This is a genomic window from Hymenobacter armeniacus (genome assembly GCF_014699055.1).
Classification (GTDB): domain Bacteria; phylum Bacteroidota; class Bacteroidia; order Cytophagales; family Hymenobacteraceae; genus Hymenobacter; species Hymenobacter armeniacus.
In genome coordinates, this window is record NZ_JACXAC010000004.1 from 317,992 (window position 1) to 332,368 (window position 14,377).

Genomic DNA, 14,377 nt, shown 5'->3' on the forward strand with positions numbered 1-14,377 from the left:
TGAACTCTGCGAGTCCGCGCATGGAAGCGTGAAGGCAATTGTTTCGTGTGTTGCGGGCGCGGACTCGTAGAGTCCACGCTGCAGCGCTACTTCTTCGGCTCGTAGTTGAGGTTGGGCATCAACCACCGCTCCAGCTCGGCGGTTTCCAGGCCCTTGCGGCGGGCAATGTCGCTCACCTGGTCCAAGCCAATGCGGCCGAGGCCGAAGTAGCGCGAATCGGGGTGGGCGTAATACATGCCGCTCACCGACGAAGCCGGGTACATGGCCAGGTTTTCGGTGAGCGAAATGCCGGTGTTGCCCTCAGCGTCGAGCAGCTGGAACAGCGTGATTTTCTCGGTGTGGTCGGGGCAGCCGGGGTAGCCGGGCGCGGGGCGCACGCCGCGGTACTTTTCCTGCACCAGGTCTTCGTTGGTGAGGTGCTCGTCGGGCGCGTAGCCCCAGAACTCGCGGCGCACCCGCTCGTGCAGGCGCTCGGCGAAGGCCTCGGCCAGGCGGTCGGCCAGGGCCTTCACCATGATGCTGGAGTAGTCGTCGTGGTCGGCTTCGTACTGCTCCAGCAGCTTTTCGATGCCGATGCCGGCCGTGACGGCAAAGCCGCCCAGGTAGTCGGCCCGGCCCGATTCTTTCGGCGCCAGAAAGTCGGAAAAGGCGATGTTGGGGATTTTTGGGCCCTTTTCGCCCTGCTGGCGCAAGGTGAAAAACTCGGTGGCCACGGTTTGGCGCGAGTCGTCGGCGTACACCTCAATCGTGTCGTAGTCCTTGGTGTTGGCCGGCCAGAAGCCCAGCACGGCGCGGGCCGTGAGCAGCTTCTCGTCGATGATTTTCTGCAGTAAAGCCTGCGCGTCGGCAAACAGCCGGGTAGCCGCTTCGCCCAGGTTTTCGTCTTCCAGAATGCGCGGGTAGCGCCCTTTCAGCTCCCAGGTGTGGAAGAAAGGCGTCCAGTCGATGTACTGGGCCAGCTCGGCCAAGTCGTAGTCTTCCAGCACTCTGGTGCCGAGGAAGCTGGGCTTGGTGATGGGCACCGCGTTCCAGTCCGACTTGAAGCCGTTGGCGCGGGCCGCTTCGATGGGCAGGTAGCTTTTGTCGCGCTGGCGGCTGGCGTAGTCGGCGCGCAGGGCGGCGTAGTCGTCGGCCACGGTCTGGGCGTAGGCGTGTTCGCCCGAGCCGAGCAGGCCAGCCGCCACGCCCACCGAGCGCGAAGCATCATTCACGTGCACCACCGCACCGCTGTAGGCGGGCGCGATTTTCACCGCCGTGTGCAGGCGCGAGGTGGTGGCCCCGCCGATGAGCAGGGGCGTTTTCATGCCGCGCTTCTCCATGGCCTGGGCCACGTACACCATTTCATCGAGCGAGGGCGTGATGAGGCCGGAGAGGCCGATGACGTCCACGTTTTGCTTCTGGGCTTCGTCAAGAATTTTCTCCAGCGGCACCATCACGCCGAGGTCGATAATGTCGAAGTTGTTGCAGGCCAGCACCACGCCCACGATGTTCTTGCCGATGTCGTGCACGTCGCCCTTCACCGTGGCCATCAGGATTTTGCCAGCCGTTTGGCGGTCCGAGCCCTGCTTGTCGGCCAGCAGATACGGCTCCAGGTAAGCCACCGCCTTCTTCATCACGCGGGCCGATTTCACCACCTGCGGCAAAAACATTTTGCCGGCCCCGAACAGGTCGCCCACCACGTTCATGCCGGCCATCAGCGGGCCCTCAATCACGTCGAGCGGGCGGGCCAGCTCCTGGCGGGCGGCCTCGGTGTCTTCGTCAATGAATTCCGTGATGCCCTTTACCAGCGCGTGCGACAGCCGCTCCTGCACCGGCAGGCTGCGCCACTCGTCGGCTTTCACCTCGGCCTTGTCCTTCTGCTTCACCGTGTCAGCAAATTCCACGAGGCGCTCGGTGGCGTCGGCGCGGCGGTTCAGGAGCACGTCTTCGACCAATTCCAGCAAATGGGGCTCGATTTCATCGTACACGCCGAGCTGGCCGGGGTTTACGATGCCCATATCCAGGCCGGCGCGAATGGCGTGGTAGAGGAAGGCCGTGTGCATGGCCTCGCGCACCACGTCGTTGCCGCGGAACGAGAACGAAATGTTCGAAATGCCGCCGCTGGTGAGCGCGCCGGGCAGGTTCGTCTTAATCCAGCGCACGGCTTCGATGAAGTCGAGGGCGTAGTTGCGGTGCTCGTCCATGCCCGTGCCCACGGTCAGGATGTTGGGGTCGAAAATGATGTCGGACGGGTCGAAGCCCACTTCCTTTGTCAGAATGTCGTAGCTGCGCTGGCAGATTTCGATGCGGCGCGCCAGCGAGTCGGCCTGGCCGTTTTCGTCGAAGGCCATCACCACCACGGCGGCGCCGTACTGGCGCACCGTGTGGGCCCGCTCGCGGAAAGCCTCCTCACCTTCTTTCAGCGAGATGGAGTTCACGATGCTCTTGCCCTGCACGCATTTCAGGCCGGCTTCGAGCACGCTCCACTTCGAGGAGTCAATCATGACGGGCACCCGCGCAATGTCGGGCTCCGAGGCGATGAGGTGCAGGAAGGTCGTCATCACCTGCTCCGAATCGAGCATGCCCTCGTCCATGTTGATGTCGAGCACCTGGGCGCCTTCTTCCACTTGCAGGCGGGCCACGGCCAGGGCTTCCTCATACGCACCGGTGCGGATGAGGCGGGCGAAAGCGCGCGAGCCGGTCACGTTGCAGCGCTCGCCCACGTTCACGAACAGGCTTTCCTCTTTGATGGTAAACGGCTCCAGCCCGCTCAGGCGCGTGGAGGGCGTGGGCGCGGAAGGCAATTGGCGGGGCTGGTATTTCTCGGCCAGCTTGCTCAGCTCGGCAATGTGCTGGGGCGTGGTGCCACAACAACCACCCACCACCGTCACGATGCCTTCCTTCAAATACTCTTCCACCAGCGCCGCAAATTCCTGCGCCGATTCATCGTACCCGCCAAAAGCGTTGGGCAAACCCGCGTTGGGATAAGCGGAGATGTGCACGTCGGAAATGCGGCTCAATTCCTCCACGTACTGCTTGAGCTGGTGGGCACCGAGGGCGCAGTTCAGGCCCACGCTCAGCAGCGGCAGGTGGCGAATGGAGTTCCAGAAGGCCTCCACCGTCTGGCCGCTCAGCGTGCGGCCCGAGGCGTCGGTGATGGTGCCCGAAATCATGACGGGCACCACCCGGCCGCCTTCGTCGAAGAACTTCTGCACGGCGTAGAGCGCGGCTTTGGCGTTCAGCGTGTCAAAGATGGTTTCGATGAGCAGCGTGTCCACGCCGCCGTCCACGAGGCCGCGCACCTGCTCCAGGTAGGCCGTGGCCAGCTCATCGAAGGTCACGGCGCGGAAGCCGGGCCGGTTCACGTCGGGCGAGAGGGAGGCGGTGCGGTTGGTGGGGCCCACGGCGCCGGCCACGAAGCGCGGCCGTTCGGGCGTGCTGTACTCGTCGGCCGCTTCGCGGGCCAGGCGCGCCGACTCGTAGTTCAGCTCATACACCACGTGTTCCAGCCCATAGTCGGCCTGCGCAATGGTGGTACCGCTGAATGTGTTGGTTTCCACCATGTCGGCCCCGGCGGCGAAGTACTCGGCGTGGATGCCCTTGATGATGTCCGGCCGCGTCAGGCTCAGCAGGTCATTGTTGCCGCGCAGGGGCTTGGGGTGGTCGGCGAAGCGCGTGCCCCGGAAATCCTCCTCCGTAAGCGGGTGGCGCTGAATCATGGTGCCCATGGCGCCGTCGAGAATCAGCAGGCGCTGGCGGAGCAGCTCGGGAAGGGGAGAGGGGGCGGCGAGGGTGGCAGTGGACATTTCTTTCGGGGGCGAATAGCTACGGAAGCGCGTATCCAGAAAGAAACCCGTGCGCAGGCGCACAGTTCCGGCTGTCATCTTCTTTCACCAAAACGGCGGTGAAACGGGAGTTGGCACCTACTCGCGGTAGGTTGCCAAGACGTCATCGGGCCCGGTCCCTCGGTCTTTCTGGATAGCAGCGTAGGGCGAAGATACAACACTACCACAAAAACAACCCTACGTCGAAATCAGACCAAAAAACTGCGGCCCCGGCCCACGCCAACAAGGGCGCAGGCCGGGGCCGTTTGGCATAACGAAAAGAACGAAGGCTAGTCTTTCTTCACGCAATTGGGGACGGTTTTACCGTCTTTTTTCTTGGTGCCCTCCTGCTCGTAGCCTTTCCAGCAGGGGTCTTTTTTGGCGGTGCTTGCTTTTTTCGTCGGCATAATCGGGTGGGTTGCGGTGAGAAAAAAAGACGGTGGCCAATGCGCCGGGCCACCCTCAACACTCAGCCGCTGGCGCTGCGACTCCCGCTGCTTTACGCAGCCAGCGCACGGAGGTTCCCCAATACCAGCCTACAGCGCCCACGCCGGCCACACGCTGCCCGCCGCAAACACGGCCGGCTCGGGCGGCAGTTCCAAAAACGCGGTGGCGCCCACAAGCCCCATCATGTCGCCGGAGCCGCCCACGCGCAACGGCGTGGCCAGGCGGCGGCCTTCGGCGTCCACGGCCAGGCGCACGGGCACGAAGTGCGTGAGCGGGGGCTTGAAATTGATGTCCACCGTGAGCACAGCCGGTTGCGGGGACTCGGCCGCGGCGGCCGTTTCGGTGGTGCCTTCGGGCTGCTGCACGGCGTGCAGCCAGGGCCGCACGTAGCGGCAGGCCGTGATGAAGGTCGACACCGGATTGCCGGGCAGCCCAAACACCACCGGCCCGCCGGCCCGCGCCCCAAACCACAGCGGCTTGCCCGGCCGCTGCTGCACTTCGTGAAATATTTCCCTGACGTGCAGTTCGCGCAGCAGGCCCGGCAGGTGGTCGGCGCGGCCCTTGCTCACGGCCCCGCTCAACACCACAGCATCGAAGCCAGCCCCCAGAATTTTGGTGAGGCCGTCGCGCAGCTCGTCCAGCGCATCGGGCAGGTGGAACAGGGAAACCTCAGCCCCAGCATGCGTGAACAGCGCTTGCAGGGCGTAGGCATTGGAGCGCCGAATCTGGTGCGGCAGCGGCGTTTCCTGAATGCCCACCAGCTCGTCGCCGGTGCTCACCACGGCCACGCGGGCGTTGCGCGTTACCTGCATTTCGGCGGCGCCCACGGTGGCTGCCACGGCCAGCTCGGCCGGCCCGAGGCGGGTGCCGGGCAGCAGCAGGGCCTCGCCGGCCCGGCGGTCGGCGGCCTGGTGGTGGATGTTCACGCCGGGGGCTTCGGGCGGCGGAATCTGGACGGTGGCGCGGTTGTCGTGCAACAGAATGTCCTCGTAGCGCACTACCACATCGGCCCCGGTGGGCAGCACGGCGCCGGTCATCACTTCCACCGCTTGCCGGGGGCTGAGCAGCGGCCGGGGCGGGGCGCCGGCGTACTGGGCGTGTTGAATTTCAAATTCGGTCTGGCCCCCGGCCCAGGCGGCGTGGGCCACCGCAATGCCGTCCATGGCCACCCGGTTGAAGGGCGGGAAGTCGCGGTCAGCCGTCAGCGTCTCGGCCAGGATGCGGCCGGCGGCGTGGGGTAAGGCGACGGTTTCGGTCGGCAGGGGGCGGGCCGTGGCGAGGACGCGGGCCGTGGCTTCGGCAGGAGTGAGCATGGGGAATTTTGTTGCGGTGCGGAACAGGGGGAACGCAGGTCAAAGAAATCAGCCCGTCATGCTTCGGCTGCGCTCAGCATGACGGGCTAAGTATTTTTTCGTTGACGCTACGGAATCAACCGGTCCTCGCGCAGCTGGGCAAACAAATCAAAGAAGGAATCCTCCGTTGACTGGAACACGGTGAAGCCGCGCTTGCGGCTGTTGGCCATGTCGGTCATCACCTCAATGGGCCGACCCAGGTCCAGGTCGGTGTGCCAGGGCGAAGCCAAGCGGCTCAATTCCGCCTCGGTCAAGCCGTGCTTGGTGGCAATTGCACGCCACAGCTCCGCGTCGCCCGCCATTTCGGCTTCCAGCGGGTGGATGCTGCCATCGAAACCCACGGCCGGCACGCCAAACCACTCGGCCAGGCGGCCCCACAGCTGGCTCCAGCGGAAAACGTCGCCGTTCACGACGTTGTAGGCCTCGTTGCGGGCGGCCTCGGTGGTAGCGGCCCACACCAACTGCTTGGCAATGACGCGGGCATCGGTCACATCCGACAAGCCTTCCCACTGCGCCTTGGAGCCGGGCCAGCGGAAAGGCCGGCCGGTTTCCTTGCAGATGCTGGCGTACACGGCCAGGGTGGTGCCCAGGTTCATGAGGTTGCCCACCGCTTTGCCGATGATGGTGTGCGGCCGATGGATGCTCCAGGTGAAGCCGTCGCGCGCGGCGGCGGCATACACTTCGTCTTCCTGGGCATAGTAAAAATTGTCGAGCGCCAGCCGGGGCTGCGACTCGCGCAGGGGCGTGGGCGGGGCTACCCCGCCGCTCACGTAAGCCTCAAATGGCCCCAGATAATGCTTCAGACCGGTTACCAGCGCCACGTGCTGCACCGAATGTTTTGGGCCCAGCACGGCCAGCAGGTTGCGCACCATGGCGCTGTTCACGCGAATGTTCTCCGCTTCGGTGTCGTTGCGCATCCAGCTGGTGATGAAAACGTGCGTGGGCTTGAGGTCCGCTAAGGCGGTTTCGAGGCTGGCCACGTCCAGCAAGTCGGCGGCCACGGGCTGCAGGCCGGCGATGTCGGTGCCGGGGCGGCGGGCCAGGCCGTAGGTGGTCCAGTTATTGGCCAGCAGTTCCTGGGCCAGGTTGCTGCCGATGATGCCGCTGGCACCAACAACTAATGCGGTATTGCTCATGATGAAAATTCGGGGTGGATAAGCGCGGCCCGGATGGGCCGGCGCGGTTCGCCGGGGTGGCCGGGGCATCTTGACCCGGTGCCGGATTGGAAACGGCTGCCAGTCTCAATAGTTTGCGGCAAAACAATTGGCCGCTGAGTTGGCTAAGTGAGAAACAGCGTGGACTTTTAGCCCGCCACACTGGTTGTCCTGTGGCGCCGCCAACCCAAAGTCCGCGCCACAATCTGTCCAACGATTAGACGCCATTATGCGTCTCTACGCCCTATGCTTACCAAGAATTTTACCCACGTCAACGCCGCCAACCAGCCCACCATGGTGGATGTGGGCCAGAAAACGCCCACCCGCCGCGTGGCCCGCGCCCACTGCCGCGTGGTGCTGGGCGAAGAGCTGCTGAGCCGCGTGCAGGCCGGCGAAATGCCTTCGCACAAAGGCCCGGTCATCCACACGGCCATCCTGGCGGGCATCATGGGGGCCAAAAAAACGGCCGACCTCATTCCCCTCTGCCACCCGCTGGGGCTCGATGATTGCAGCATTACCATCGAACCGGAGGGCGCCGGTGCCCTGCGCGTGGTGTGCACGGCCGTGGTCACGAGCCGCACCGGCGTGGAGATGGAAGCCCTGACCGGGGCCACGGTGGCCGCGCTCACCATCTACGACATGTGCAAGGCCTTTTCCCACGACATTACGATTGATAACGTGCAGCTTATCGCCAAAACCGGCGGCAAGAAGGATTTCAATCGATTTGAAAATTTGTAAATTCCGGCATGGATAGTCTGCCTAGTTCAACCGTAAAACGCTTCAAGCACGCCGCCCTTGCCCGTCCCGACGTGGGCGAATTTGGCCGCCACGAGCTGGCCATTCTCGGCGCGCCCTGCGGCGACATTCAAACGCTGGTGGCCCGGCTGCTGCCCCTGCTGGCGCCGCAACTGCGTGTGGCTTATGTGGATGCCGACCATGCCGCCGGCGACGCCGCTGCCGAAGGTGCTGCCGCCGCGCCTGCCAAGGCTGTGCCCTACGTGGCCGAAAAGGGCCTCTCCGCCGAGCTGGTCGATAAAATCACCTACCGCCAGCTCAACCTCACGCGGGCGCTGGACCGCTTCACGCAGCCCGAGCTGCTGGCTCACGACAGCGTGGTGCTGGTGAACGGCAACCACTTCCGCGCCCGCCAGCAGGTTGTCGTCGTCGACCCGCGCAAGCCGCTGGACAAGAAGCTCGACCGCCTCACCGACGTTCGTCTCATTCTCCTCGCCGACGGCCAAGCCGAGCTGCCGGCCGTGCTGGCCGAGCACCTCAGCGCAGCGCCGCTGCCGCCGGTGCTGGGCTGGGCCGAGACCGAGAAAATAGCCGCCTTCATCAGGCAATGGTACGCCCAGGCGGCGCCGGTGCTGCGCGGCCTCGTGCTGGCCGGTGGCCGCAGCGAGCGGATGCAAACCGACAAGGGCGCCCTGCACTACCACAACCTCGACCAGCGCCAGCACACCGCCGCGCTGCTGGCCGAGTTTTGCCCCGACGTGCGCGTGTCCGTTCGCCCCGACCAGGCCACCGAGCTGCCCGGCGGCCTCACCGCCCTGCCCGATACTTTTCTGGGGTTGGGCCCGCTCGGAGGCATCCTGTCCGCGTTTCAGGCCGACCCCAACGCGGCGTGGCTGGTGCTGGCCTGCGACCTGCCTTTCCTCACCCGCGAAACCCTGGAATACCTGGTGAGCAACCGGCAGCCGGCGCGCATGGCCACGTCGTTTCGCAGCCCGTGGGACGAGTTTCCCGAGCCGCTGGTGAGCATCTGGGAGCCGCGCAGCTACGGGCAGCTGCTGCGGTTTCTGAGCCTGGGCTACTCCTGCCCGCGCAAGGCCCTGATTAATTCCGACATCGAGCTGCTGCACCCGCCCGTGCCCGAGGAGCTGCGCAACGTGAACACGCCCGAAGAGCGGGCCGCGGCCACGCAGGAGCTGGCCCAGCGGCCGTAGCGGCCGGGCCTTATGCTGCCATCGGAGATAACCGCCCCACGGGCGGTTATTTTTTTGCGCTGCGGTTCAGACAATTATTGGGAATACGGTCGTTTAAGGCCGGTGCTGGCACGTTTTTGAATAACGAGCCCCTGACACACCTTATCAATCAATCGTATTTCATTATGAAAAACACTGCAATCGTAGCTGCCGCGCTTCTGGCCACGGCCGCTGTTTCCTCGGCGCAGGCGCAGGACGTGCGCTTCGGCCTGCGCGCCGGTGCCAACTACTCCAACCTGGCCGGCGACATTAAAAACGAATCGACCTACAACAACAAAGCCGGCTTTCTGGGCGGCGTGATGGTGAACGTGCCCGTGCTGGCCGACGGATTCTTGTCGGTGCAGCCCGAAATCCTGTATTCGCAAAAAGGCTTCGAGAACAAGCCCACCGAATACACCAACCTGCTGGGCGCCAAGCAAAAGCGCGAAGGCAACGTCAATTACAACTACCTCGACGTGCCGGTGCTGCTGAAAATCAACGCCGGTGGCTTCATCGTCGAAGCCGGGCCGCAATACTCGTACCTGATTAGCTCCAACAACGAAACCAAGTACACCACCACCCCGGCGCTGGGCGGCACCCCCACCGTGACCGAAACCCAAAACAAAAACGACGTGAGTGGCCTCAACCGCAACGAGCTGGGCTATCTGGCCGGCGTGGGCTACCAGGCCGATAATGGCCTGAGCCTGAGCGTGCGCTACACCGGCGCCTTCAGCGACTTCGTGAAGAGCGACAACAACACCTACTTCAACGGCGACCTGAGCAACGCCCGCCACTCGGCCTTCCAGTTCTCGCTGGGGTATCTGATTCCGAGTAAGTAACCCTCGGCCTGACCGCAAAAAAGCCTGCTCTCCATTCGGAGGGCAGGCTTTTTTCATGCTAGAAATGACGTTTACGGGTGCGCCGCCACCCATTCGGTGCCGTCCTCGTACTCTTCGCGCTTCCAGATGGTCACGACTTGTTTCAGCGTGTCGATGATGAACTGGCAGGCGGCGAAGCTTTCGGCGCGGTGCGGCGTGGCCACGGCCACCACCACGGCCACGTCGCCGAGCTCTAATGTGCCTTTGCGGTGCACCACGGCCACTTCCTGCAGCATGGGCCACTTTTCGTAGGCTTGCTGCACCACGTGCCCCAGCTGGGTGAGGGCCATGCTGTCGTAGGACTCGTAGTGCAGCCGGCGCACCGGCCGCCCGCCCGACTGGTTGCGCACCGTGCCGATAAAGGAGTTGACCGCCCCGGCCGTGTCGGTTTGCACGGCCGCGAGGGCGGCGGCCACGTCAATGGGCTGGTCGGTGATGGTGAGGGTAGGGGTCATTTGTCAGTTAACAGTTGTCAGTGAGCAGTTATCAGTTGCGGGTGCTTATTGAACAGCGTTACCCACTGCGCACTGATAACTGGTAACTGAAATCAGCCGCCGGCCACGGGCGGAATGAGGGCAATTTCATCGACGGTGTGCAGCGGCTGGTCGTGCGAGGCGTACTCGTTGTTGACGGCCACGGCGCAGCTGCGCAGCTCGCCCAGGGCGGGGTATTGGCGGCGCATTTCGGCCAGCAGCTCGCCCACGGTGGCGGGGGCCGGCGCGGGCAGCTCAATCACCGACGTGCCCACGATGTCGCGGGTGATGCCGAACAGGGAGATTTTTAATGACATATCTTTCGACGCAAACGTGTGGGCAAACCGGGGCCGCCGGTCCAGTGGCCCGCGGCACCCGCCGCGCCTGAACACCTTTGGCGCCGGGCGGGTTATCGCAAGCCGGCAGTCTTACGTACAGCCGGACAAAATTGGTGATAAACGTGCTTCCAACTCCTGCTTCCGTGGCCCCGCCGGCCGTTGCGCCCCTCTACGACCAGCACGGCCGGCCGCTGGAGTACCTGCGCCTGGCCGTGACGGACCGCTGCAACCTGCGCTGCTTTTACTGCATGCCCGAAGAAGGCATCAAGTACATGCCCAAGCACGAGCTGCTGAGCTACGAAGAGATGCTGCGCCTCACGGGCCTGCTGGCCACGCTGGGCGTGCGCAAAGTGCGCCTGACGGGCGGTGAGCCCTTTGTGCGGCGCGACCTGGTGCCCTTCATGGAGCGCCTGGCCGAGCTGCCCGGCATCGACGACCTCAGCCTGACCACCAACGGCGTGCTCACGGCGCCGCACGTGCCCGCCCTGGCCCGCCTGGGCGTGAAAGCCGTCAACCTCAGCCTCGACACGTTGGACCGGGAGCGGTTCTTCCACATCACGCGGCGCGACGAGCTGCCGCGCGTAATGGAAACGTTTCACGCGCTGCTAGAGGCCGGCATTCAGGTGAAAATCAACGCCGTGGTGATGGACGGCCAGAACATTGCCGACCTCATTCCGCTGGCCGAGCTCAGCCGCCAGCTCCCCGTCGACGTGCGCTTCATCGAGGAAATGCCCTTCAACGGCGGCAGCCACGAGGCCGGCCCCGCCTCGCTGCCCTGGAACCACCGGCGCATCCGCCAGCACCTGGAGCAGCATTTCGGCGCGCTCGCCCCAGTGCCCACGCCCGCCGGCGCCACCGCCTCCGAGTACACCATTGCCGGGCACTGCGGCACGGTGGGCATCATTGCGGCTTACTCGCGCACCTTCTGCGGCACCTGCAACCGCCTGCGCCTCACAGCCGAAGGCGGCATCAAAACCTGCCTCTACGACCAGGGCGTGCTCGATACCCGCGCCCTGCTGCGCGGCGGCAAAACCGATGCGGAAATCGTGGCGGCCCTCTCGGCCGCCTTCCGCCACCGCGCCGCCAACGGCTTCGAGGCCGAGCGGCAGCGCCCGCTGCACCAGCTCAGCTTCGAAAGCATGGCCACCATTGGGGGCTAGAACCGCCGCTGTGCTTGCGAAGTGCGAGTAAAACTTTGGATGCCGGTGCTGAGCTTAGCATTTATGTCACCAATTTATTAGGCTTACTACGGTTGTGCTATGCCAGCGCTGGCGACTTCGTGCCTCACACAAGGCCAGCGGGCAGCCATGAAAAATAGTATCGTTGCTATGAGTTTGTTTAAATTTATTCGCTTTTTAATTATATATTAGTAAGATGATTAGCCTGCATTAAGGACATATCTTTGTTGCCTTATTATTTATACATTATTTAGGCAATGTCCTTTTCTACACGTCTTTCTGCTTCCGACGCACTTCCTCCGGCCGCGGCCGAAGTCGAACCGCGCAGCAGCGAAACCGTGGAAGAAGAGCTACTTGCCTTGCGAGCGGCCCTGGCTGCCGCCCAAGCCGAAGCTGCTACCGCCGCCCAGCGCCTCGAAGAGCAGCAGGATTTTTACGAAACCATCCTCAACAACCTGAAGGTGGAAGTGGTGGCCTTCGACGCCGAACACCGCTACCGGTTCGTGAACGCCCTGTGCTTCAAGGACCCGCAGGTGCGGCGCTGGGCCATTGGCAAAACCGATTTTGACTACTGCGAGTTGCGCGAACTGCCCGTGGAACTGGCCGAAAACCGGCGCCGGGCCTTTGCGCAGGCCGTGCAGTCGCGCACCGAGTCGCGCTGGGAAGAAACCTTGCCGTCGGCCACGGGCCCGCGCCGCATCCTGCGCCAGTTCATTCCCGTGTTTCAGCCCGATGGCCAGCTGCGCACGGTGGTGGGCACGGGCACCGACATCACCAAGCGCTGGCTGGCCGAACAAAAACTGGCCGAGCAGCGCGAATTCTACGAATTCACCCTCGACCACATCCCCTGCGACCTCGGCGTGTTCGACGCCCAGGGCCGCTACCTGTACGTGAACGCCGTGGGCATCAAAGACCCCGTGCGGCGCAGGTGGGCCATCGGCAAGGACCATTTCGAGTACCACGCCCGCTACGGCCACCCCCTCGCCCAGGCCGAGGAGCGCCACGCCCGCATCATGGCGGCGTTTGAAGGGGGGCAACTGGTCACGTTCGAAGAATCGTTGGACCGGGCGGGCGGCACCCGCCACCAGTTGCGCTGCCTGCAGCCCGTGTTTCACGCCGATGGCACGCCGCACCTGCTGGTGGCCTACGGCATCGACATCACCGAGCGCGTACTCACGGAGCAGGCCCTGCGCCACGCCAAGCTGGCGGCCGAAAGCGCCGTGCGGGCCCGCGAGATTTTCCTGGCCAACATGAGCCACGAAATCCGCACGCCCATGAACGCCATCCTGGGCATGAGCCAGCTACTGGCCAAAACGCCCCTGGAGCCCGACCAGGACAGCTACCGTCAGGCCATCGCCACTTCGGCCGAGCACCTGCTGGTCATCATCAACGACATTCTGGACCTTTCCAAGCTGGAGGCCGGCAAGATGACGCTGGAGCACGTGGGCTTTGAGCCCGCCCAGCTGCTAGCCGAAGTGGACCAGACCCTGCACTACCGCGCCGTGGAAAAAGGCCTGGCCCTGCTGGTGCGCGCGGCGCCCACCGTGCCGCCGGTGCTCATCGGCGACCCCTACCGCATCCGGCAGGTGCTGCTGAATTTGGCCGGCAACGCCATCAAGTTCACCGACGCGGGGCAGGTGAGCGTGAGCTGCGACTTCGTGCCCGGCCCCGACGGCGAGCTTGGCGAGGTGGTGTTTGAAGTGGCCGACACGGGCGTGGGCATCGAGCCGGAGTTCGTGCAGAAGATTTTTCAGGAGTTTAGCCAGGAAGATTCGTCCGTGACGCGCAAGTTCGGCGGCACGGGCCTGGGCCTGAGCATTTGCCGCAACCTGCTGAGCCTGATGGGCAGCGACGTGCAGCTGGAAAGCGAGAAAAACCAGGGCACGGTGATGCGCTTTGCCCTGCGCCTGCCCGTGGGCACGCCCCTCGACCTGCCCCCCAAGGAAGTACTGCTGCCCGATAGCCCCATGCGCAACGACCTGCGCAACAAGCAGGTGCTGCTGGTGGAAGACAACCGCTTCAACCGCCAGATTGCCAAAACCTTCCTCACCCATGCCCACGTGCAGGTGACCGAGGCCGAACACGGCGCCCTGGCCGTGGAACTGGCCCGCCACCAGCCCTTCGACCTCATTCTGATGGACATTCAGATGCCGGTGATGGACGGCTACGCGGCCACGGCGCTGCTGCGCCGGCAGCTGGGGCTCACCACGCCAATCGTGGCCCTCACGGCCAACGCCATCAAGGGCGAGCGCGAAAAATGCCTGGCGGCCGGCATGAGCGACTACCTGGCCAAGCCCTTCAAAGAAGAAAGCTTGCTGAAAGTGCTGAGCAAGTGGGTGCTGCCCCCCGGCGCTCCCGCCGAGGCCGCCGAATCCCCGGAACCGGCGCCCGAGCCCCTGCCGCTGGCCGACTCGGACGGCGTGCAGCTTTACCAGGTCGACGAGCTGCTGAAGGTGGGGCAGGGCGACACCGATTTTGTGGCCTTCATGCTGGACACCTTCCTCGAAAGCTGCGAAGAAGCCCTGCGCGAGCTCGCCGAGGGCCTGCAACGGGCCGACATCGGCCTGCTGAAAGACGCCGCCCACAAGCTGCGTCCCAACCTGGTGCACCTGCGCGCCCTGCACCTGCTGCCACCCGTGGAAGCGCTGGAACAGTGGCAGGGCGAATTCCGGGCCGACGCTCTGGAGCCATTGGTGGAATCGATGGGCCTGTTGCTGCGCGAAATCATGCTCCAGATTCGCCTCGATTTGGAGGAATAGCCTTCGCCGGCAACTTCTGAGCGGGCCGGGG

Annotated in this window: 10 protein-coding genes and 1 riboswitch; of the genes, 5 read left to right on the forward strand and 5 right to left on the reverse strand. The window is 64.4% G+C overall.

The genetic code is table 11. The annotated features are described in order from the left end of the window. Window positions 1-86: 86 nt before the first annotated feature. The 3 genes from metH to IC234_RS12885 all read right to left on the reverse strand — a co-directional run bounded on the left by metH (window position 87) and on the right by IC234_RS12885 (window position 6,738). Window positions 87-3,785 (reverse strand): methionine synthase, encoded by a 3,699-nt coding sequence (gene metH / locus IC234_RS12875; RefSeq protein ID WP_190925216.1) that lies wholly within the window; start codon window positions 3,783-3,785, stop codon window positions 87-89. 71 nt (window positions 3,786-3,856) lie between these two features. Beyond that, a riboswitch (SAM riboswitch) is annotated at window positions 3,857-3,964 on the reverse strand. A gap of 375 nt (window positions 3,965-4,339) precedes the next feature. After that, window positions 4,340-5,563 (reverse strand): molybdopterin molybdotransferase MoeA, encoded by a 1,224-nt coding sequence (locus tag IC234_RS12880; RefSeq protein ID WP_190925218.1) that lies wholly within the window; start codon window positions 5,561-5,563, stop codon window positions 4,340-4,342. A 107-nt stretch (window positions 5,564-5,670) separates the two neighbouring features. Then, complete coding sequence (locus IC234_RS12885) at window positions 5,671-6,738, reverse strand: SDR family oxidoreductase (protein WP_190925220.1); 1,068 nt, start codon at window positions 6,736-6,738, stop codon at window positions 5,671-5,673. 264 nt (window positions 6,739-7,002) lie between these two features. Between IC234_RS12885 and moaC the strand changes: the two genes are divergently transcribed. The 3 genes from moaC (at window position 7,003) to IC234_RS12900 (ending at window position 9,559) form a co-directional block, all read left to right on the forward strand. Further along, window positions 7,003-7,494: a cyclic pyranopterin monophosphate synthase MoaC gene (gene moaC / locus IC234_RS12890; RefSeq protein WP_190925222.1), complete on the forward strand. Its 492-nt coding sequence runs from the start codon at window positions 7,003-7,005 to the stop codon at window positions 7,492-7,494. 8 nt (window positions 7,495-7,502) lie between these two features. Further along, window positions 7,503-8,702: an NTP transferase domain-containing protein gene (locus IC234_RS12895; RefSeq protein WP_190925224.1), complete on the forward strand. Its 1,200-nt coding sequence runs from the start codon at window positions 7,503-7,505 to the stop codon at window positions 8,700-8,702. Window positions 8,703-8,866: 164 nt separating this feature from the next. Next, entirely contained in the window at window positions 8,867-9,559 is a 693-nt protein-coding gene (locus IC234_RS12900) for a porin family protein (protein ID WP_190925226.1), read from the forward strand. Between the two features lie 71 nt (window positions 9,560-9,630). Here IC234_RS12900 and IC234_RS12905 read toward each other — a convergent pair whose 3' ends face one another. Then, entirely contained in the window at window positions 9,631-10,053 is a 423-nt protein-coding gene (locus tag IC234_RS12905; RefSeq protein WP_190925228.1) for a molybdenum cofactor biosynthesis protein MoaE, read from the reverse strand. Window positions 10,054-10,145: 92 nt separating this feature from the next. Further along, complete coding sequence (locus IC234_RS12910) at window positions 10,146-10,388, reverse strand: MoaD/ThiS family protein (RefSeq protein WP_190925231.1); 243 nt, start codon at window positions 10,386-10,388, stop codon at window positions 10,146-10,148. A gap of 164 nt (window positions 10,389-10,552) precedes the next feature. On the opposite strand from IC234_RS12910, the gene moaA reads away from it, so the two are divergent. Both moaA and IC234_RS12920 read left to right on the forward strand, forming a co-directional pair. Then, on the forward strand, window positions 10,553-11,569 hold the full coding sequence (gene moaA / locus IC234_RS12915) for a GTP 3',8-cyclase MoaA (RefSeq protein ID WP_190925233.1): 1,017 nt from the start codon (window positions 10,553-10,555) through the stop codon (window positions 11,567-11,569). A gap of 275 nt (window positions 11,570-11,844) precedes the next feature. Next, window positions 11,845-14,346 carry a hybrid sensor histidine kinase/response regulator gene (locus IC234_RS12920; RefSeq protein ID WP_190925235.1) on the forward strand — a complete coding sequence of 834 codons (2,502 nt, stop codon included), beginning with the start codon at window positions 11,845-11,847 and terminating at the stop codon, window positions 14,344-14,346. Window positions 14,347-14,377: the final 31 nt, after the last annotated feature.

Bases quoted from the DNA above. Each gene is read 5' to 3' on its own strand.
- IC234_RS12900 (WP_190925226.1), top strand. From the start codon at position 8,867: ATGAAAAACACTGCAATCGTAGCTGCCGCGCTTCTGGCCACGGCCGCT.
- moaC (WP_190925222.1), top strand. From the start codon at position 7,003: ATGCTTACCAAGAATTTTACCCACGTCAACGCCGCCAACCAGCCCACC.
- IC234_RS12885 (WP_190925220.1), bottom strand. From the start codon at position 6,738: ATGAGCAATACCGCATTAGTTGTTGGTGCCAGCGGCATCATCGGCAGC.
- IC234_RS12905 (WP_190925228.1), bottom strand. From the start codon at position 10,053: ATGACCCCTACCCTCACCATCACCGACCAGCCCATTGACGTGGCCGCC.
- IC234_RS12920 (WP_190925235.1), top strand. From the start codon at position 11,845: ATGTCCTTTTCTACACGTCTTTCTGCTTCCGACGCACTTCCTCCGGCC.
- metH (WP_190925216.1), bottom strand. From the start codon at position 3,785: ATGTCCACTGCCACCCTCGCCGCCCCCTCTCCCCTTCCCGAGCTGCTC.
- IC234_RS12895 (WP_190925224.1), top strand. From the start codon at position 7,503: ATGGATAGTCTGCCTAGTTCAACCGTAAAACGCTTCAAGCACGCCGCC.
- IC234_RS12910 (WP_190925231.1), bottom strand. From the start codon at position 10,388: ATGTCATTAAAAATCTCCCTGTTCGGCATCACCCGCGACATCGTGGGC.
- IC234_RS12880 (WP_190925218.1), bottom strand. From the start codon at position 5,563: ATGCTCACTCCTGCCGAAGCCACGGCCCGCGTCCTCGCCACGGCCCGC.